Here is a 19,204-nt window from a genome sequence, read left to right as displayed (position 1 = left end):
GCAGCCATGACAGGTCAGCCGCTGGTGACCTTGGGGCGCTCGTTGGAGGAATGGGCCAGCAGTTCCGTTCGCACCAAGGCCGCGAAGGCCTTGGCGGTTACCGACCACACATGCCCGGCAAGGGAGGCGATGCCGTACTCGCGGGTCAGCACGGTGCCCTCCAACTCTGCCACATCGAAACGGCTGTCGTCGATGATGCCGCCCAGGCTGAGCACCATACCCGGCAGCAAAGTGAGCCCGAGCCCTTCCGACACCAGACCGAGCAGGGTCGAGACATTGGTCGCCGTCCTGGCGGCGGAAAGATCGAAGCCCTGGGCTGCGGCCTGGGCCGACAAGCCGCCGAGAGGGGCCTTGTAGGCGGCCAGCAGCATAAAGGGATGGCGCGCCAGCTCGCGCACGCTCACCAGGCCGTCGGCAAGGAGCGGATGGCCGCGAGGGCCGACAACCATGAAGCGGTCGGCCGTCACCAGCTCGAATTCGACGCCCTCGATCGGCACGCGCCGGGCCAGGATTGCAAAATCGACATGTCCTGTTCTGATCTGGGAGGCGAGCTCAGGCGTGACCTGGTCTCGCAGCTCCACCTGCGCCGCCGGATTGATCCTGGCAAAACGATTGATGATGGGCGGTAGCAGGACGGTCGCGAGCATCGGTGTCGTGGCGACCACCACCGATTGGCTGCGCAGCCCAGCCTCGCTACAGAACTCCTCGATCACGGATCGCAGGTCGCGAATCAGCGGCTCCACCCGGTCGCGCAGCCGTTCGCCGGCCGATGTGAGGACAACGGCACGGGTCGTGCGCTCGAACAGACGGGTCCGTACCGCCCGCTCGAGGCGTTGCACCCGATTACTGATGGAAGGCTGGGCGAGCGAGAGATGCTCCGCCGCCTTGCTGAAGCTTCCAAGTTCGGCAATCGCGAGGAAAGTCTCGAACTCGGCGGGACCGATGTTAATCCGTCCTGGCACTGTCGAACCCGCTTGCGCGCCCAACACTCAACCGCCTGTCCTTATTGTTGTAATTAGGGATGGGTATCTGTCCGAAAATCCGGCGCACGGCATAGCGGAACGGTTTCATCTGGCAATCGTCCTATAGTCCCAGAACGGCTCGGATGCCATCCTCGACCGCCCGCAAGTCGCGTGCCGTCAAATGTCCCGACTGCCTGGCAAGCCGGCCCTTGTCCACCGCTCGCATCTGGTCGCACACCGCGACACTTCCAGTCCCGGCCGACTCAGTCGCCACCACAATCGGCGGTCGGGGCGTCGGGCCGGTTGACAGGGGTACGACCACGATTGTGCGCCGGGCCTGGTTCAAGGCGTTGGCCGTGAGTACCACCGCTGGGCGCGTCTTGCGGATCTCGCTGCCGCGCATCGGGTCAAGATCCACCCACCAAACCTCGCCCCGCCGCACCGTGACAGGACCCGCGCCAGGTGGCTTCACGCCTCAAGACCGTCCGCCAACGTTCCGTCCCACTCCGCCATCTCGGCCGTCAGCCGTTGGTCTCGTTCGACCTCCAGGGCGGCTTGGTAAAGCGGATCGTTATCCCCGCCCTCCGGCGCCAAAGCCTGCTCAAGCAAGCGTTGCACGAAGGCACTGCGTCCTCGTGCCGGCACCTGCTGCCGTAGCCGCCTGGCAAGCTCGTCCGGCAAACGGAGGAGAAGCTGTTGTGTAGCCACGGTCATGCTCCTTCACCTTGATCATCCATATAAATATCAATATCAGGGATCATGACAAGGGTGAAGCGTGATCGACCTTGCCATAAGATGTCCCAGGCACTGCTCGACCAGCATCTCCGGCGGGAGCGAAGCGGTATCCAGGACCAGAGGGTTATCATCGCGCGGCTCGAAGGCGTGCCGCATGACGGCGTCCCAGTCGGGGGCGGCAAGCCCGGTGATATCGGCGACGCGGCCCTCGACGCGGCGGCGGTGTTCGGCGGCGTCGTCGCAGGTCAGATGGATATCGACGAGATGTGCCGAGGCCTGCCGTGCCACCTGTTGCCAGCCGAGCCGGCTTTCGCGCACCGGATTGACGCAGTCCGCGACTACCGAGCGGCCGAGCCGCAGATTGGCCTCCGCCAACGCGTTGGCGACAGTGTAGCCGGCGGCACCGACCTCCGGGACGCCGGCATTGCGCATGGCCTGCTCGATCGTGTCGATCCGCAGGTAGAGCGCGCGCAGGCTGGCTGCGAGCGGCCTGGCGACGGTGGTCTTGCCGGTGCCTTGGAAGGCCGCTGAACACGACCAGGACGGGGTGCTCCTCCGCGGCGACGATCACACCCGGCGCACGGTGTAGATGGCGCTCAAGGCGGCCGCGATGTCGGCCGCATGCGCCGGGTCACGCGCTTCGACCATCACCTCCAGTTCGGCGGCCTGCACGCTGGGGGCGGCGAACAGGCGCTGGTGCGAGACCTCGATGATGTTGCCGCCGATCTCGGCGATGCGGGTGGCGATGTCGGCGAGCATCCCGGGGCGGTCTGGGATTTCGAGCACCAGGCGCAGCAGCCGACCGTCGCGCAACAGCGAGCGTAGCAGCGTGTTGGCGAGGATGCGGCTGTCAATATTGCCGCCGCAAATGGGCGTTGCCACCCGCCTGCCGGCAAAGCGCTCGGGATGGCTCAGCAGGGCGGCCACGCCAGCTGCCCCCGCGCCCTCGGCGACCAGCTTGGCGCTCTCCGCGAGCAGCGTGATCGCATCCTCGACGGCACGCTCGCTGACCACCAGCACCTCGTCGACGCGCGCCCGGATCACCTCAAGCGGATGCCGCCCGACCTGCATCACCGCAATGCCCTCGGCGATGGTGGCACCGCCGCTGGGGGTGATCTCGCCGCCCGGATGGCCGCCCAGCGAGTCGTGGCTCTCCACCTGTACGCCGATCACCGCAAGGTCGGGGCGCAAGGCGCGGGAAGCGGTGGCGCAACCGGCGATCAGGCCGCCGCCACCGATCGGCACCAGCAGCGCGTCGAGCGGGCCGGCATCCTCGAGCAACTCCAAACCGCAGGTGCCCTGGCCCGCCATCACCGCCGGGTCGTCGTAGGGGTGGACGAATACCCGGGCCTCGGTTTCGCGCAGGGCTTCGGCGTGCGCGGACGCTTCGGCGAAATCACCACCGTGCAAGACCACGCGGGCTCCCCAGGCAGCGGTGCGGGTGACCTTGGCCGCCGGTGTAAAGCGCGGCATCACGATCACCGCGTCGATGCCGAGCAGGCTGGCATGACGCGCTACCCCCTGGGCATGGTTGCCGGCGGACACGGTAATAACGCCGCGTGCGCGCTCATCATCGTCGAGCAAAGCGAGCTTGTTGGCCGCACCGCGCTCCTTGAACGAGCCGATCGCCTGCAGGCTGTCGAGCTTGAGCGTGACCGCGGCGCCGGTGGCGCGCGACAGTGCGTCGCAAAACAAAGTGGGCGTGCGCAATACACGCCCCTCGATCCGGGCCGCCGCCGCCCGGATGTCGCCGAGGCCGATCACGCGACGACGACCTCAGCCGTAGCTGATCGCAAGGATTTCGTAGGTGCGGTCGCCGCCCGGTGCCGGCACCGAGACGCTGTCGCCCTTCTTCTTGCCAATCAACGACTTGGCCAACGGTGATGACACCGAGAGCAGCCCCGACTTGATGTCCGCCTCATAGACGCCGACGATCTGATAGGTGGCCTCCTTGTCGGTCTCTTCGTCGACCAGGCTGACATGGGCGCCAAACTTGACGTGGTCGCCGGAGAGCGTCGACGGCTCGATCACCTCGACCGACGAGACGATCTCCTCGAGTTCCTGGATGCGTCCCTCGACGAAGGACTGGCGATCGCGCGCGGCATGGTATTCGGCGTTTTCCGACAGGTCGCCATGACTGCGCGCCTCGGCGATGGCGCGGATGATCGCCTGCCGCTCCTCACCCTTGAGCTTGCGGAGTTCGTCTTCCAGCCGCTGCAGGCCGCGGCCCGTCATCGGGAATTTCTGCAAAGTGGCCAGTCCTTAGGATGTGCATGAAAGCGTGCAGAGATACGGTCGGCCAGCGGCTCCCGTACCTTTGGTCTGCTCTGGTGGTCTGCTCAGAACGATCCACGAAAATACGACTGAAGCGGCGCCACTTCAAGCGGCCCCTCCCGGAGCACCGCGATGGCCTGTACCGCGGCCCGCGCGCCGGCCGTTGTGGTGTAGTGCGGCACGCCGTGGATCAGGGCCGAGCGGCGGATGTCAAAGCTGTCGGCCACCGATTGCGCGCCGGCCGCGGTGTTGATCACCATCTGCACCTCGCCGCTACGTATCGCATCGACGCAATGCGGCCGACCCTCCAGCACCTTGTTGATGACGCGCACCGCAATCCCGGCCTCACGCAGATACTGTGCGGTGCCGCGCGTCGCCAGGATCGCAAACCCCATCTCGCACAGCCTGCGGGCCAGCGAGGTCAGCATCGGCTTGTCGGTATTGCGCACCGACAGGAACACCGTGCCCGACGCTGGCAGCCGCACCGAGGCTGCCAGCTGCGACTTGGCAAAGGCGCGCTCGAAGCTGCTGTCCAGGCCCATCACCTCGCCGGTCGAGCGCATCTCCGGCCCCAGGATCACGTCCACTCCGGGGAAGCGCGCGAACGGGAACACCGCCTCCTTGACCGCGACGTGCGGGGCGATGGCGCGGTCATCGAGCCGGAACTCCGACAGCTTGGCCCCGGCCATCACCCGCGCGCCGATCTTGGCCAGCGCGACCCCGGTCGCCTTGGCGGTGAACGGCACCGTGCGCGAGGCGCGCGGATTGACCTCCAGCACGTAGATGTCGCTGCCCTTGATCGCGAACTGCACGTTCATCAACCCGACAATGCCCAGGGCGCGGGCCATCGAGGCGGTCTGCTCCTTGAGCTCGTCGACGATCGCCGGCGACAGCGAGTAGGGCGGCAGAGAGCAGGCGGAATCGCCGGAATGAATCCCGGCCTCCTCGATATGCTCCATCACGCCGGCGACATAGACCGTGGTGCCGTCGCAGAGGCAGTCTACATCGACCTCGATCGCATCGTTGAGGTAGCGGTCGATCAGCACCGGGGCGGACGCGATCTCGGCCCCGGCGAGGCGCAGGGCGACGCGCATGTAGCGGGCCAGGCTCGCCTGGTCGTGCACGATCTCCATGGCCCTACCGCCGAGCACGTAGGACGGCCGGATCACCACCGGGTAGCCGATCCGCTCGGCGATCGACTCCGCTTCGAGGGCCGAGCGCGCAATGCCGTTCTGAGGCTGGCGCAGCCCAAGCGCGTGCAGCATCGCCTGGAACCGCTCGCGATCCTCTGCGCGGTCGATGGCGTCGGCCGGCGTGCCCAGGATCGGAATCCCGGCCGCCGCCAGCGCCCGGCTCAGCTTGAGCGGGGTCTGGCCGCCATATTGCACGATGCAGCCGAGCAGCTCGCCGGCCTGCTGCTCGCGCCGGATTAGCGCGATCACGTCCTCGGCGGTCAGCGGTTCAAAATACAGCCGGTCGGAGGTGTCGTAGTCGGTGCTCACCGTCTCCGGATTGCAGTTGACCATGATCGTCTCGAAGCCGGCCTCGCGCAGCGCATAAGCCGCATGCACGCAGCAATAATCGAACTCGATCCCCTGTCCGATCCGGTTCGGACCGCCGCCGAGGATGACGATCTTGCAGCGTGTGGTCGGGTCGGCCTCGCATTCGGGCGCCGCAAAGCCGCCCTCATAGGTCGAATAGAGATAGGGAGTGGTGGAGGCGAACTCCGCCGCACAGGTGTCGATGCGCTTGAACGCCGGGCGCACGTCGAGGGAGGCGCGCAGTGCCGCCACCGCCTCCTCCCCGATGCCCGCGAGTGACGCGAGCCGTATGTCTGAAAATCCCATTGCCTTGAGCCGCCGCAGGCCGGTTGCGTCGCCGGGCAGGCCGTCTTGTTCGACCGCGCGCTCCGCATCGACGATGGTGGCAAGCTCGCGCAGGAACCACGGATCAAATCGACAGGCCTCGTGGATGTCGGCGACCGTAACGCCGGCACGCAGCGCCTGGGCCGCCATCAGCAGCCGGTCCGGACGCGGCATTGACAGGGCGGCGCGAAACGCGTCGTGGCTGCCGTCGCCGGGCGGCTCAACCGGATCAAGCCCCGTAAGCCCGGTCTCGGTCGAGCGCAGCCCCTTTTGCAGCGCCTCGGCGAAGCTGCGTCCGATCGCCATCGCCTCGCCCACCGACTTCATGCTGGTGGTGAGCAGCGCCGGGCTGCCAGGGAACTTCTCGAAGGTGAAGCGGGGGATTTTCACCACGACATAGTCGATGGTGGGCTCGAAGGAAGCCGGCGTGCTGCCGGTGATGTCGTTGGCCAGCTCGTCGAGCGTGTAGCCGACCGCGAGCTTGGCCGCGATCTTGGCGATCGGAAAGCCGGTGGCTTTGCTGGCCAACGCCGAGGAGCGCGACACCCGCGGGTTCATCTCGATGATGACCATCCGGCCGTCCTCGGGATTGATGCCGAACTGCACGTTCGAGCCGCCGGTATCGACGCCGATCGCGCGCAGACAGGCGAGCGAGGCGTCGCGCATCCGCTGGTATTCCTTGTCGGTGAGCGTCAACGCCGGTGCGACGGTGACGGAATCGCCGGTATGCACGCCCATCGGATCGACGTTCTCGATCGAACAGACGATGATGCAGTTGTCGGCGCGGTCGCGCACCACCTCCATCTCGTACTCTTTCCAGCCGAGCACGCTCTCCTCGACCAGCACCTCGGTGGTCGGCGAGGCGTCCAGCCCGGAGGTCACGATCCGCTCGAACTCCTCGCGGTTATAGGCGATGCCGCCGCCGGTGCCGCCGAGCGTAAACGAGGGCCGGATCACCGCCGGCAGCCTGGTAACCGCGAGCGCCTCACGCGCCTCGTCGAGCGTATGGGCAATGACGCTGAGCGGGCTCTCGATGCCGATCGCGGCCATCGCGTCGCGGAATTTCAGCCGGTCCTCGGCGCGGTCGATCACCTCGGCCCTGGCGCCGATCAGCTCGACCCCGTGAGCTGCCAGGAAGCCGCTCGCATGCAGCGCCATCGCCACGTTCAGCGCGGTCTGCCCACCCATCGTCGGCAGGATGGCGTCGGGCTTCTCGCGCAGGATGATGCGCTCGAGGAATTCCGGCGTGATCGGCTCGACATAGGTCGCATCCGCGAGCCCCGGGTCGGTCATGATGGTCGCCGGATTGGAGTTCACCAGCACCACACGGTAGCCCTCGGCGCGCAACGCCTTGCAGGCCTGGGCGCCGGAATAGTCGAACTCGCAGGCCTGTCCGATGACGATCGGGCCGGCGCCGATGATCAGGATGGAGGCGATGTCAGTTCGTTTGGGCATCATCAACTCCCATCTCGAACGTCATGCAGGGCTTGCCGTAATGCGTCTCGATGCCCCGGCGCCGCATGCCGATCTTCTGCATGACCCGGATCGATGACGTGTTCGCCGGCACGGTAACCGCAAGCAGGACGGGCACCCTAATTCGCGTAAATGCGTAGTGCGCGATGGCGCGCGCCGCCTCGGGCGCGTAGCCCATGCCCCATCGATCGCGCCGTATTCTCCAGCCGATTTCGTGCGGTTTACACGGATCATTTTCGAGGAACTTCAACGGGCCGCAGCCGACCATGTCCTCGGCGCCATCGATGAAGGCCCACCAGGAGAATGGCCGTTCGGACCATTGCTGCCGCACAAGCTCGGCGAACCGCTCCGTGGCTTCCTCCGGTTCCGGCAGGCCGTCGCCGAGATGACGCATCACGTCGGGATCGCCGTTGATCCGGCGAAGCCCGTCCAGATGCCGGGGTGCGATCGGCTCCAGGCGCAGCCGCTCGGTTGTAAGGATCGTCACGCCGGCGACCTGGCAGTGGCATCCATCATCGCCATAAAGCGCTCGAACAGCGGCAGGCTGTCCGACGGGCCGGGCGCCGCCTCGGGGTGGTACTGCACGCTGAATGCCGGCAGCCGGGTGCTGGCGATGCCTTCGTTGCTGCCGTCGAACAGGCTGGTGTGGGTGACGCGGACATCGTCGGGCAGCGAGGCCTCATCCACCGCAAAGCCGTGGTTCTGGCTGGTGATGCTGACCCGGCCGGTGGCGAGGTCGCGCACGGGTTGGTTGGCGCCGCGATGGCCCTGGTCGAGCTTGTAGGTCCGCGCACCGAGCGCGATGGCCAGCAGCTGGTGGCCCAGGCAGATGCCGAACACCGGCTTGCCGGCCTCCAGTACGCCGCGGATCGCCGGCACCGCGTAGGCGGCGGTGGCCTGCGGGTCGCCGGGACCATTGGAGAGGAACACGCCGTCCGGCGCGTGTGAGAGGATGTCTTCGGCGGTGGCGGTCGCCGGCACCACCGTGACCGCGCACCCCGCACTCACCAGGCAGCGCAGGATGTTGCGTTTGGCGCCATAATCGACCGCGACCACCCGGCGGCGCGGCGGCGGCGGGGTGTCGTTCCAGACTCCTTCGCGCCATGCATGGCTCTGCGTGCAGGAGACCGCGCAAGCGAGGTCCATGCCTTCGAGACCGGGCCAGGCGAGCGCACGGGCCCGCAGGTCGGCGAGGTCGAACCGGCCATCCTCCGGGTAGGCCAGCACCGCGGTTTGTGGTCCCAGATCGCGAATGCGTATGGTCAAGGCACGGGTGTCGACGCCGCAGAGGCCGGGAATGCCGCGTGCGCGCATCCAGTCGGCGAGCGGCTGCACGGCGCGCCAGTTCGAGGGCGCGGTCAGGTCCTGCTTCGTCACCAGGCCCCTGGCGGCCACGTTGGTCGCTTCCTCGTCGTCGGGGTTGACTCCCACATTGCCGATATGCGGAAAGGTGAAGGTGATGATCTGCCCGGCAAAGGACGGGTCGGTCAGGGTCTCCTGGTAGCCGGTCATGCCGGTGGAAAAGCAGATCTCGCCGATGCCGGGCTGAGCGGCCGCGGTATGCGCACCGAAGCCGCGGCCCCAGAGCGCGCTGCCGTCGGCCAGCACCAGCACGGCGGTGGCCCCCGCGGGCGCTTGCTGGCTGAGTTGCGCGCGCGCAACGTCGGCATTCTGGAGGTCATCAAGGGTAAGCCCCGTCGCACGGATTATTGCGGTCCAGTGCTTGGGCGGGACTATGCGGGCCTGGCGCCATTTGCGCACCGCCTCGGTGCCGACACCGGTCAGGCGCGCGGCGTTCGCGGCACCGCCCAGATGCTCGATGATCGTCTCGACGTTCATGGCCATATATAAATGATGCCCTTGATGCGATCCTGCTGGTGGCGTCAGCGCCCTGGAGTCTTACAGCCAGGAGCGATGGGTGGGAAGAAAATTCCCGGTGCCTTGCTGCGTAGTGATAGATTGGACGGAGGCGGAATTCGCCTCCCATTTGCTTCGGAAAGCCCGTTGCCATGACCGAGACCGTTTCCTTGCGCTCACGCTTCACCGAGGATCTCAAGACGGCGATGAAGGCCGGCGACGCGGCGCGTGTCTCCAGTTTGCGCATGATCCTCGCCCGGCTGAAGGATCTGGATATCGCTGGCCGGCCGAAAGGTGTTGCGCAGATCGACGAGCCGGCGATCGTCGGCGCCCTGCGCGGCATGGTGAAGTCGCGCGCCGAGGCCGCCGCCCTCTATGTACAGGGCGGCCGGCCCGAGCTTGCGGCCAAGGAGGAGGCCGAAACCGCGATCATCGAGGGCTATCTGCCGGCGCCGATGGATGATCAGGCTTTGCAGGGCGCGGTCGCGGCCGCGATCGAGGCCACGGGTGCTGCCAATGTTCGCGACACCGGACGCGTCATGGCGGCGCTCAAGGCGGCACACGGCAGCGACCTCGACATGGGGCGCGCCGGCGCGGCGGTGAAGGCCAGGCTGGGCTAGCGCCAAGTATGGGCTTCGATCCCGCCTTTCTCGACGAGCTGCGGGCCCGCACGCCGATCGCATCGGTGGTCGGCCGACGCACCAAGCTGGCCCGCGCGGGGCGCAACTGGAAAGCCTGCTGCCCCTTTCATGGCGAAAAGACCGCGTCGTTCTACGTCTATGAGGACGGCTTCCACTGCTTTGGCTGCGGCGCGCATGGCGATGTGATCTCCTTCGTCATGCAGAGCGGCGGCCAGTCCTTTCCGGAGGCGGTAGCGGCACTCGCCGGAGAGGCCGGGCTGGAACTGCCCCAGGAGAAGCGGAGCCAGGATCGCGGCACCCAGGAGCAGGCGGCGCGCGGCCGCGATCTGACCGCGGTGCTGGAGGCGGCGCAGCGCGACTTCGTGCGCAGGCTCGGCACCGCGGAAGGGCGCGAAGGGCGCGACTATTTGCTTGGCCGCGGCCTGTCCGAGGCGACCATCGCCGGCTTCGGGCTGGGCTGGTCCGGCGACGGGCGCGGCCGCCTCGCCGCCGAGCTTGGGGTGGAGGCCGAGCTGCTCGCCGAGGCCGGGCTGATGCGTCTCGACGAGGCCGGCCGGGCGAAGGGTGCGCTGTTCTTCAACCGCGTCACCTTTCCTATCCGTGACCGGGCTGGCCGGCTGATCAGCTTCGGCGGCCGCACGCTCGGCGACGGTCAGCCGAAATATCTCAACGGCCCGGAGACCAGGCTGTTCAGCAAGCGCCAGACCCTGTTCGGGCTGGACCTGGCGCGCGCGGCCTTGCGTGGGGCAGGGGCCGCGGAGCTGATCGTTGTCGAAGGCTATATGGACGTGATCGCGTTGCACCAGGCGGGATTTGCCGGTGCCGTGGCCCCGCTCGGCACGGCACTCACACCCGAGCAGCTCGCGGCACTTTGGCGGCTGTCGCCGGCGCCGGTGCTGTGCTTCGATGGCGACGCTGCTGGCCGGCGGGCCGCGGTGCGCGCCGCAGAGTTGGCGCTGCCGCTGCTGGCGCCCGACCGCTCGCTGCGTTTCTGCCGCCTGGCGGATGGCGAGGATCCGGACAGCCTGTTGCGCGCGCAAGGGCCGGCGGCGGCGAAGGCCGCCATCGCAGCGGCGCGGCCGCTCGGCGACGTGCTGTTCGAGCTGCTCAGCGAGGGGCTGAAGGATCCGGGTCCCGAGCAGCGCGCCGCCTTGCGCGCGCGGCTTGAGGCGGCGGCAGCGCAGATCACGGATCGTGCACTGGCGCGGGAATATCGCGACACCCTGATTCGTCGCTTTTTCGAAACCTACCGGCCGAGATGGCGCGGTCGCAAGACGCCGGGTGTCGTTCTATCGATGGGCCTGGCGCGCCTGCCACCTGAGCCGGGTGCCGAGCGCCTTGAGCGGTTACGCATCCTGACCGCGATCCTGCTGGCGCACCCGGGTCTGCTGCATGATGTCGAGGAGGCGTATTGCGGGCTCGAACTGCCGGAGGAGTTGCAAACGCTCCGTACGGCCATGGTAACATGGGCGCAAGCCCATCACGCTGAGACTGGTGCCGGAATGCCGCAAACCGGAGACATTGCGCTCGATTTGCTTGACTCGCAAGGCCTCATGGACCACCTCATTGAGCTCGGTCTCTCGTCGCAGGCGCAGGCTGTGTTGCATGGCGGAAAGCTGCCGTTGCACGAGCAGGTGGCCGCGGCCGACATGCCGGCTGAGCTGGAAAGGCGTTGGTGGCATTTTTTCGGCCTGCTCAACTTCGATCGGCTGGTGCAGGAGAGACAGGCTTCGCTGCGGGATTGGGTTGAACGCAACGACGCGGTGTCCGAACGGCGACTGCGGGCGTTGTCGGAGGCGTGCGCTGCCCTGCGCGCCGGGGAGCAGGCGGACGATGAGTGAGACGACTGAAGTTAAGTTTGTATGCGTGTCCTGTTGAGTGGAGTTGAGTAGTTGATGGCAACCAAGACGGCCGCGAGCGCGGATGCGACGACCAGCGAACATGACGCGGAGACCAGCCTGCTTGATGTGCAGTCGGCGGCTGTCAAGCGGCTGATCGCCCGCGGACGCGAGCGCGGCTACATCACCTTCGACGAGCTGAACGCAGTGCTGCCGCCGGACCAGATGTCCTCCGAGCAGATCGAGGATGTCATGGCAACGCTCAGCGAAATGGGCATCCAGGTCGTCGAGAACGAGGACAACGAGGAAGCCGAAGCACCGCGCGAGGACAAGAAGGAGGACGCAGAGGAGGAGACCCCGACCGGCAACGTCGATGAGGAGAGCCTCGGCCGCACCGACGATCCGGTGCGTATGTATCTGCGCGAGATGGGCTCGGTGGAGCTGCTGTCGCGCGAGGGCGAGATCGCCATCGCTAAGCGGATCGAGGCCGGCCGCGACGAGATGATCGGTGGATTGTGCGAGAGCCCGCTGACCTTCCGCGCGATCATCTCCTGGCACGACCGGCTCAAGGTCGGCCAGATGCTGTTGCGCGACATCATCGACCTGGAGGCGACGCAGTCGGGCACCTCGGCCGAAGGCGTGCCCCCTGAAGCCGGTGTCGAAGCCGGTGTCGTGGACAGCTTCGAGGCCCCCCCGGAGGTTGACGACGAAGGCGAGGCGGAGGGTGCGAACCTGTCGCTCTCCGCACTCGAGGAGAAGCTCAAGCCGGAGGTGCTTGCTCAGTTCGAGGAGATCGAGGCGCTCTACAAGAAGCTGCACAAGATGCAGGTCAAGCGGCTGGACAGCATCACCGCCGGCGAGGACGTCAACGAGCGCTCGGAAAAAACCTACGAAAAGCTGCGCGAGGAGCTGGTCGGCAAGGTCGAGCAGGTGCGTCTGCACAACAACCGTATCGAGGAGCTGGTGCTGCAGCTCAAGCAGATCAGTCAGCGGCTGAACGGGCTCGAGGGGCGCATGCTGCGCTTCGCCGAGAGCGCCAAGGTCTCCCGCGACGACTTCCTGGTGAAGTATCGCAACCACGAGCTCGATCCGAACTGGATGGACACCGTGGCGGCGCTGCCGGGCAAGGCCTGGAAGAACTTCGCGGCTCGCCACGGTCATGACATCGGCGAGCTGCGCTCCAAGGTAGGCCAGGTCGCCCAGGACGCCGGTCTGCCGATCATCGAGTTCCGCCGCGTCTACGCCACCGTCTCGCGCGGCGAGCGTGACAGCGCGCGCGCCAAGAAGGAAATGATCGAGGCCAATCTGCGGCTGGTGATTTCGATTGCCAAAAAATACACCAACCGTGGCTTGCAGTTCCTCGACTTGATCCAGGAGGGCAATATTGGCCTGATGAAGGCGGTCGATAAGTTCGAGTATCGCCGCGGCTACAAGTTCAGCACCTACGCCACCTGGTGGATACGCCAGGCGATCACCCGCTCGATCGCCGATCAGGCCCGCACCATACGCATCCCTGTGCACATGATCGAAACCATCAACAAGCTGGTGCGCACCTCGCGCCAGATGCTGCACGAGATCGGCCGCGAGCCCGCTCCCGAGGAGCTGGCCGAAAAGCTCGGCATGCCGCTCGAAAAGGTGCGCAAGGTGCTCAAGATCGCCAAGGAACCGATCAGCCTCGAGACCCCGATCGGCGATGAGGAGGACAGCCATCTCGGCGACTTCATCGAGGACAAGACGGCGGTGATCCCGCTCGATGCCGCGATCCAGACCAATCTGCGCGAGGCCACCACCCGGGTGCTGTCGTCGCTCACGCCGCGCGAGGAGCGGGTGCTGCGCATGCGTTTCGGCATTGGCATGAACACCGACCACACGCTCGAAGAGGTCGGCCAGCAGTTCAACGTTACCCGCGAGCGTATCCGTCAGATCGAGGCCAAGGCACTGCGCAAGCTCAAGCATCCCAGCCGCAGCCGCAAGCTCCGCTCGTTCCTGGACGATTAGGTTTCAGGGATCGAGGCGGTCGGGGGAGCGAGATGGTGCAGCAGATATGGCAGGGCGCGCCTGTCTGGCGGCAAGCGGCGTCATCAGTGGCCGCCGATCACACCCGTATCGCGGTCGACGTCACCTTCCTGCGCATGGGGCGCCGGCCTGTCGAGCCGGCGCCCGGCTTCGCACCTGGGGACGGGATCTCGCATCTGACGGCGCCTACCGTCGGCTTCTACCGCTATCTGTATGGCACCGTGGGCCACGATTATTGCTGGTGGCTGCGCCGGGTGGCGACCGACGCCGAACTGGCGGCCCTGCTTACCGACTCACACATCAGTCTGCACGTGCTGTATCGTGACGGCGCCCCAGGTGGCTTCTTTGAGCTCGATTCCCGCCACGGCGGCGAGGTCAATATCAGCTATTTCGGCCTGCTGCCGCATCTCGTCGGCAAGGGCGTGGGCCAGGCGTTTCTGCGCGCCGCGATCGACCAGGCCTGGTCGCGGGTGCTGCCGCGTCCCGGCCTCGGCATCCGCGTCAACACCTGCACCGCCGACCACCCACGGGCACTCGGCAGCTACCTGCGCGCCGGTTTCAAGCCGATCCGCACCGTGCGCGAGCTGTGGAACATCCCGGATTCTCTCGGGCTGCCGATTCCTGACGCTCTGCGCGCCTGACTCCGGGGTTCGATGTCGCTGCCGTTTGACTCTGCAAACGCCGCCGGTCATGCCTCGACCATGTCGTCCGGACCGCCGTCCATGATCGAAGCTTTGCCCGTCCTGACCCCCGAGCCGGTGGTCCGTCGCGACGGCGTCATCTATCTGCGTCTCGGCGAGGACCGTCTGGCGCCGCTGCTCAGCGCCCCCGGCAAAACCTTCGAGAGCTTCGTGCCAGGCTGGTCGGCGCACCTGCTGTATGCCGGCCTTGCCCCGACCCTGATCCTGGAGTTCCGCGGCAGTGAGGGGACCCGCGCGGCCTGGCTGCTCGATGCCGACCTGTGCCGGCTCGGCGACAAGCTCGCCGATCTGAGCCCGGCACAGGCGCAGGCGTTGCTACAGCACGCCGCCCCGATGCTGCGCCGCATGGCGGTGGACATTCTGCTGCGCCCGATGCCGGTGTTGACCCGCGAGGCGCAGGCCTTCGGTCAGGTCAACGACGTGTTGCGCACGGCGATCGCGGAATCCTGCGGTGATTTGATGCTGCCGGCACCGCGCATCGTGCTTGCCGCGGACATCGCCCAGAACACCGCGTTCTCCAGCCCGTTCGGTGCCGCCCCGGTGCTGCTGGCGCGGTCGCAAATCCAGGCGGGGCTCGCGACCAACCTCGAGGACCGCGTGGTCGCCGCGACCTCCGACGGCATGCTGTCCTGGCCCAGCCCCGTGGACGGCCGCCCGCTTCGCTGCCAGGGCTGCATCTATTTCGACGATTTCCGCTTCGCCTACCGCTTCGCCGACCCTGCCTGCGGCCTCGTCTTCTACGTCATCGCCGCCGACCATTACTGCAAGCCGCTCGGCATCTATGTCCCGCAGCTCGACCTGCTGGTGGCCCGCGACGCCCGCTGCAAGCATTTGCTGGAGGTGTATTTCCCGCCCAACCTCGCGCGTTGGTTCATCAACCAGGCGGCGCTGAACGGCCCGCTGCTGGTGCCGTACTGGGTGCGCGGCGCCTCCCGCATCGCCAGTGTCATGCGCGGCCAGCCGGGGACGCATCTGGGCCATCAGCTCTGGAACGAGCTGTCGGGTATCGAGTATCTGCTGACCGCCGCCCAGGGCGAGCAGATCCCGCACTGGATCATCCCCGGCGCCCGTCACGGCATCGAGCTGTGGGGCAGCATCGAGGCGCTGTTTCCCGAACTGCGCGGCCGCATCGTCCGTGACCTCGACCACCCCAGCGCGGTGATGCCCTATCTCTACCGAGAGGGCATCTGCGCGGTCCGCGTCACCCGCGAGCGCGTCTCCGCCGAGCTGCGCCGCAGGGTGCAGCGGGTCACCGGCATGGATCCGGTGTTCGCCGCCATACGCGCCCAGGCGCACACGGCGCGCACCGGCGGCGCACCGATCATCGTGCTCGGGCTGCGGGTCGAGAACCGCACGCTCATCGACCTTGCCGACTTCATGCGCGAGGTGATCCGCGCGACCGCGACGCTCTGGTCGGGTGCGATCATCATCATCGACGGCCATAACGTGCGGTCTGCATCCGAGAACGTGATCCAGAGCCACGGCGAGGGCCTTGCCAAGCGTTCGCCGCTCGACATCGAGCGCGAGATCGCGGCCTATCTGCGCGCCGAGACATCTGGCCTGCCCGTGACCCTGCTCGACACCCTGGGCGCCCCGGTTGCCAGCAGCCTGGCCTGGGCGATGCAGTGCGACTGCTTCCTCTCGGTCTGGGGGGCGAGCCTCGCCAAGTTCCGCTGGGTCTGCAACAAGCCCGGCCTGGTGGTCAGCTCGCGCGCCAACCTGCAGCACCGCGACGACCTGCACATCTACGACTCGCCGAAATACATGGAGCAGCCCTCGACGCTGTTGTTCGCCGACCCTACCGCCATCATCGACGAACCAGCCGCACCACGCCTGGTGCCGGTCTCGCCGGGCAACCCGTTCTTCTCGAATTTCCGGGTCGATCATGCCCGGATCATCGAGCAGTTCCACGGCCTGCTGCGCGAGGTGATGGCAAGCCGCGGATAGAGCTTCCCTTCCTTGAGCAAATTTGCGTTATATTGACGATGTAACGTTGGACGGTTGCTCATGGTCTCCAAAGTCGCGATCGTCGGCGCCGGCTGGTACGGCTGTCACCTCGGCTCATCGCTGAAGACGCTCGGCTTCGACGTCACCGTCTTCGAGCAGCATCACCGGCCGCTGCATGAAGCCTCCGGCAACAACCAGTTCCGCCTGCATCTGGGCTTCCACTACCCGCGCCATCACGGCACTCGCGTGCAGTCGCGCGACGGTTTCATGCGCTTCATGGAGCGCTACCCGTATCTTAGCCGCGGCGTCGAGGAAAACATCTACGCGGTCCCGCGCACCGAAAGCCTGATCGATTTCGCCACCTACCGGCTGATCATGACCTCGACCGGCATCGAGTTCCGCGAGACCGCCGACACCTCGGTGCCGATTCGCGAGGTCGCCGGCATGATGCTGACCAACGAGCGGGTGCTGCTGATCGAGCAGGCGCGCCGCTACTTCCTCGACCAGCTCGGCTCCAACCTGGTGCTGGGCCACCGCGTCACCTCGATCGAGAACGAGCCCGACTGCGTGCGCGTCGACGGCGAAGCCTACGACCTGCTGATCGATGCAAGCTGGGGACAGCATTGCGGCATGCCGATGCCGTTCTTCTACGAGCCCACCATCCTGCTCTATTACGAGACCGACCTGCCGTTCCCGGCGGTGACCTTCGTCGACGGCCCGCTCTGCTCGGTCTATCCGACAGAGGACCCGTCGATCTTCACCCTGTCCTCTGTGCCGCACACGCCGCTCGGGCAGTTCAAGAACGCGGCAGAGGCGCGGCGTGCACGTGACGACGTCAACACCGAGACGGTGAATGCCAGGATGGCGGCGATGGAGCAGCAAGTCTCGCGCTATCTGCCGACCTTCAAGGAGAGCTTCCGCTTCGTCGGACCACAACTGGCGCTGAAGACCAAGCCGGTCGGCCGCTTCGACGACCGCTCCTGCTCGGTGTTCCGACGCGGCCGTATCTTTCACGTCATGTCGGGCAAGATCGACACCATCTTCTTTGCCATGGAGCGCATCCTCTCTTTCATCGAATCCTCGCAGTCCCGCGGCTTCGCACCCCTCACCAGCCCGCTGCGCCACGACATCGCCAGCCGCACCCTGGTGACCCAGGAATCCTGAGCGAATGCCGCACGACGCCCTGATCGGCCACACCGGCTTCGTCGGCTCCAACCTGCTGGCGCAACGCCCGTTCACTGCCACCTTCAACTCCGCAACGATCGACAGCATCGACGGACGAGCCTTCGAGGAGGTAGTCTGCGCCGGCGTGTCAGCAGTGAAATGGTGGGCCAACCAGAACCCCGACGAGGACCGCGCCCGCATCGAGAGCCTGATGCGCCACCTGGAGCACATCCGCGCCGATCGCTTCACCCTGATCTCGACCATCGACGTCTACGACCCGCCACTCGCCGTCACCGAAGACGACGAACCCCAGGCCCAGCATCCCTACGGCGCCAACCGCATTATGCTGGAACGCTTCGTCGCCGAGTGCTTCCCCCTGCACCAGATCATCCGCCTGCCAGCCCTGTTCGGCTCCGGCCTGAAGAAAAACGCGATCTACGACCTGATGCACAACAACCGCATCGAACTGATCAACCCGGCCGCGGCGTTCCAATGGTATCCGCTCGATCGCCTGGGCCAAGACCTGCAAACCGCCCGCACGCAACCCGTAACGCACCTCAACCTCGCCACCGAGCCGCTGACAATGGAGGCAATCCGCACCCGCTGCTTTCCCACCCTCCAACTCAGCATCCAAGCAAGCCCCCCAGCTCACTACGACATGCACAGCCTGCACGCCGAGGCCCTCGGCGGCAGCGGCGCCTACCTGATGGACCGCACCGCCGTCCTGAACGCGATCGCCCACTTCGTCGCGACAAACACACCCCCATGAGCCCCCGCCCGATCGGTATCTCCAACCTGGCCTGGCCAGCCCGCGCCGAGCCCGCCATCCTCGATCACGTAGCCGCCTTAGGCGCCAAAGGCATCGAGGTGGCACCCACCCGCATCGCCCCCTGGGAAGACCTCACCGACGCACACCTCGTCCAATTTCGCCAACGCTGCGACCAGGCTGGCCTCTCCATCAGCTCACTACAGGCAATCTTCTACCTCCAGCCCGAAGCCGCCCTGCTCGGCGACGCGCAAGCCTTCAAGGCAATGGCCGAACACCTGCGCCGCATCGCCGGCATCGCGCACGCCCTCGGCGCCAGGATCGCGGTTTTCGGCGCCCCGAACAGCCGCCGCCGCGGCCAACTCTCCCCCCTCGACGCCATGCAGCGCGCCGCCGAACGCCTGCGCACCCTGGGCGACCTCGCCGCCGCCGCCGGCCTGACCATCGGCATGGAACCAGTCCCCCCCCTCTACGGCGCCGACTTCCTCAACCACACCAGCGACATCATCGAAATCGTCCGCCGCACCAACCACCCCAATATCCGCGCCCATCTCGACACCGCCTGCATCACCCTGGCGGGCGACGATGTCACCGAAGCCATCACCGCCGCCGCCCCGTTGCTCGAGCACTACCACATGGCCGAACCCCAACTCGGCCCCTTCGCCACCCCAACCTGCAACCACGCCGCCGCCGGCGCCGCTCTGGACGCAGCCAACTACGCCGGCTGGGTCGTGATCGAAATGCGCGAGGTCGAAAGCCCCGACGATGGCCTGGATGCGATCACCACCGCCGTTGCATACGCGCGCTCCCACTACGCGGGAGGGAAAGCGCAAGGGCTCCGCCCTTGACCCGCTGGGGCGTCACGCGAAGGCGTGCTCCACACGACGGCCCCAGACCCCAATTTAGAAGTGACACGACGCCGCCAACTACGCCGGCTGGGTCGTGATCGAAATGCGCGAAGGCGA

The 19,204-nt window shown here is 66.8% G+C and carries 16 protein-coding genes and 1 pseudogene; 8 read left to right on the top strand and 9 right to left on the bottom strand.

The features are described 5' to 3' along the window. Positions 1 to 14: 14 nt before the first annotated feature. The 9 genes and pseudogenes from ACQY4K_RS02840 to carA form a co-directional block, all read right to left on the bottom strand. Positions 15 to 989, bottom strand: a complete 975-nt coding sequence (locus ACQY4K_RS02840; protein ID WP_428393250.1) for a LysR family transcriptional regulator — start codon at positions 987 to 989, stop codon at positions 15 to 17. A gap of 94 nt (positions 990 to 1,083) precedes the next feature. Then, positions 1,084 to 1,404 (bottom strand): type II toxin-antitoxin system PemK/MazF family toxin, encoded by a 321-nt coding sequence (locus ACQY4K_RS02835; RefSeq protein WP_428395928.1) that lies wholly within the window; start codon positions 1,402 to 1,404, stop codon positions 1,084 to 1,086. A gap of 26 nt (positions 1,405 to 1,430) precedes the next feature. Beyond that, positions 1,431 to 1,676 (bottom strand): hypothetical protein, encoded by a 246-nt coding sequence (locus ACQY4K_RS02830; RefSeq protein WP_428393248.1) that lies wholly within the window; start codon positions 1,674 to 1,676, stop codon positions 1,431 to 1,433. 36 nt (positions 1,677 to 1,712) lie between these two features. Continuing rightward, positions 1,713 to 2,204 (bottom strand): annotated as a pseudogene (locus ACQY4K_RS02825) (AAA family ATPase); the annotation flags it as partial. 60 nt (positions 2,205 to 2,264) lie between these two features. Further along, positions 2,265 to 3,461: a threonine ammonia-lyase gene (locus ACQY4K_RS02820; protein ID WP_428393246.1), complete on the bottom strand. Its 1,197-nt coding sequence runs from the start codon at positions 3,459 to 3,461 to the stop codon at positions 2,265 to 2,267. A gap of 12 nt (positions 3,462 to 3,473) precedes the next feature. Continuing rightward, positions 3,474 to 3,947: a transcription elongation factor GreA gene (greA, locus tag ACQY4K_RS02815; protein ID WP_428393245.1), complete on the bottom strand. Its 474-nt coding sequence runs from the start codon at positions 3,945 to 3,947 to the stop codon at positions 3,474 to 3,476. A gap of 89 nt (positions 3,948 to 4,036) precedes the next feature. Continuing rightward, complete coding sequence (carB, locus tag ACQY4K_RS02810) at positions 4,037 to 7,291, bottom strand: carbamoyl-phosphate synthase large subunit (protein WP_428395926.1); 3,255 nt, start codon at positions 7,289 to 7,291, stop codon at positions 4,037 to 4,039. Then, positions 7,275 to 7,796 (bottom strand): GNAT family N-acetyltransferase, encoded by a 522-nt coding sequence (locus ACQY4K_RS02805; RefSeq protein WP_428393243.1) that lies wholly within the window; start codon positions 7,794 to 7,796, stop codon positions 7,275 to 7,277. The genes carB and ACQY4K_RS02805 overlap by 17 nt, the downstream gene beginning before the upstream one ends. Next, positions 7,793 to 9,154, bottom strand: a complete 1,362-nt coding sequence (carA, locus tag ACQY4K_RS02800; protein WP_428393241.1) for a glutamine-hydrolyzing carbamoyl-phosphate synthase small subunit — start codon at positions 9,152 to 9,154, stop codon at positions 7,793 to 7,795. Before carA ends, ACQY4K_RS02805 begins: the two co-directional genes overlap by 4 nt. Positions 9,155 to 9,318: 164 nt before the next feature. On the opposite strand from carA, the gene ACQY4K_RS02795 reads away from it, so the two are divergent. The 8 genes from ACQY4K_RS02795 to ACQY4K_RS02760 all read left to right on the top strand — a co-directional run bounded on the left by ACQY4K_RS02795 (position 9,319) and on the right by ACQY4K_RS02760 (position 19,087). Further along, complete coding sequence (locus ACQY4K_RS02795) at positions 9,319 to 9,786, top strand: GatB/YqeY domain-containing protein (protein WP_428393239.1); 468 nt, start codon at positions 9,319 to 9,321, stop codon at positions 9,784 to 9,786. A gap of 8 nt (positions 9,787 to 9,794) precedes the next feature. Then, the gene (gene dnaG, locus ACQY4K_RS02790; RefSeq protein WP_428393238.1) at positions 9,795 to 11,648 is read left to right on the top strand and encodes a DNA primase; all 1,854 of its coding nucleotides are present in this window, start codon (positions 9,795 to 9,797) and stop codon (positions 11,646 to 11,648) included. Between the two features lie 54 nt (positions 11,649 to 11,702). After that, positions 11,703 to 13,643 carry an RNA polymerase sigma factor RpoD gene (gene rpoD / locus ACQY4K_RS02785; RefSeq protein ID WP_428393236.1) on the top strand — a complete coding sequence of 647 codons (1,941 nt, stop codon included), beginning with the start codon at positions 11,703 to 11,705 and terminating at the stop codon, positions 13,641 to 13,643. Positions 13,644 to 13,675: 32 nt separating this feature from the next. Further along, a complete protein-coding gene (locus tag ACQY4K_RS02780) occupies positions 13,676 to 14,302 on the top strand; it encodes a GNAT family N-acetyltransferase (RefSeq protein WP_428393235.1) in 627 nt (208 codons plus the stop codon). Positions 14,303 to 14,383: 81 nt separating this feature from the next. After that, the gene (locus ACQY4K_RS02775) at positions 14,384 to 16,309 is read left to right on the top strand and encodes a hypothetical protein (protein WP_428393233.1); all 1,926 of its coding nucleotides are present in this window, start codon (positions 14,384 to 14,386) and stop codon (positions 16,307 to 16,309) included. A 60-nt stretch (positions 16,310 to 16,369) separates the two neighbouring features. Next, on the top strand, positions 16,370 to 17,473 hold the full coding sequence (locus ACQY4K_RS02770; protein ID WP_428393231.1) for an FAD-dependent oxidoreductase: 1,104 nt from the start codon (positions 16,370 to 16,372) through the stop codon (positions 17,471 to 17,473). A gap of 4 nt (positions 17,474 to 17,477) precedes the next feature. Next, positions 17,478 to 18,242, top strand: coding sequence for a hypothetical protein (locus tag ACQY4K_RS02765; protein ID WP_428393229.1), 765 nt, complete (start codon positions 17,478 to 17,480; stop codon positions 18,240 to 18,242). Continuing rightward, positions 18,239 to 19,087: a sugar phosphate isomerase/epimerase family protein gene (locus ACQY4K_RS02760; protein WP_428393227.1), complete on the top strand. Its 849-nt coding sequence runs from the start codon at positions 18,239 to 18,241 to the stop codon at positions 19,085 to 19,087. The genes ACQY4K_RS02765 and ACQY4K_RS02760 overlap by 4 nt, the downstream gene beginning before the upstream one ends. Positions 19,088 to 19,204 lie beyond the last annotated feature (117 nt).

The sequence above is a fragment of the Lichenicoccus sp. genome (assembly GCF_965276875.1).
GTDB lineage: Bacteria > Pseudomonadota > Alphaproteobacteria > Acetobacterales > Acetobacteraceae > Lichenicoccus.
This window is presented reverse-complemented; position numbering and strand designations above follow the sequence as displayed.

Coding starts and splice junctions, on each gene's coding strand:
- ACQY4K_RS02830 (WP_428393248.1), bottom strand. CDS start 1,676: ATGACCGTGGCTACACAACAGCTTCTCCTCCGTTTGCCGGACGAGCTT.
- carB (WP_428395926.1), bottom strand. CDS start 7,291: ATGCCCAAACGAACTGACATCGCCTCCATCCTGATCATCGGCGCCGGC.
- carA (WP_428393241.1), bottom strand. CDS start 9,154: ATGGCCATGAACGTCGAGACGATCATCGAGCATCTGGGCGGTGCCGCG.
- ACQY4K_RS02795 (WP_428393239.1), top strand. CDS start 9,319: ATGACCGAGACCGTTTCCTTGCGCTCACGCTTCACCGAGGATCTCAAG.
- dnaG (WP_428393238.1), top strand. CDS start 9,795: ATGGGCTTCGATCCCGCCTTTCTCGACGAGCTGCGGGCCCGCACGCCG.
- rpoD (WP_428393236.1), top strand. CDS start 11,703: ATGGCAACCAAGACGGCCGCGAGCGCGGATGCGACGACCAGCGAACAT.
- ACQY4K_RS02780 (WP_428393235.1), top strand. CDS start 13,676: ATGGTGCAGCAGATATGGCAGGGCGCGCCTGTCTGGCGGCAAGCGGCG.
- ACQY4K_RS02775 (WP_428393233.1), top strand. CDS start 14,384: ATGATCGAAGCTTTGCCCGTCCTGACCCCCGAGCCGGTGGTCCGTCGC.
- ACQY4K_RS02770 (WP_428393231.1), top strand. CDS start 16,370: ATGGTCTCCAAAGTCGCGATCGTCGGCGCCGGCTGGTACGGCTGTCAC.
- ACQY4K_RS02765 (WP_428393229.1), top strand. CDS start 17,478: ATGCCGCACGACGCCCTGATCGGCCACACCGGCTTCGTCGGCTCCAAC.
- ACQY4K_RS02760 (WP_428393227.1), top strand. CDS start 18,239: ATGAGCCCCCGCCCGATCGGTATCTCCAACCTGGCCTGGCCAGCCCGC.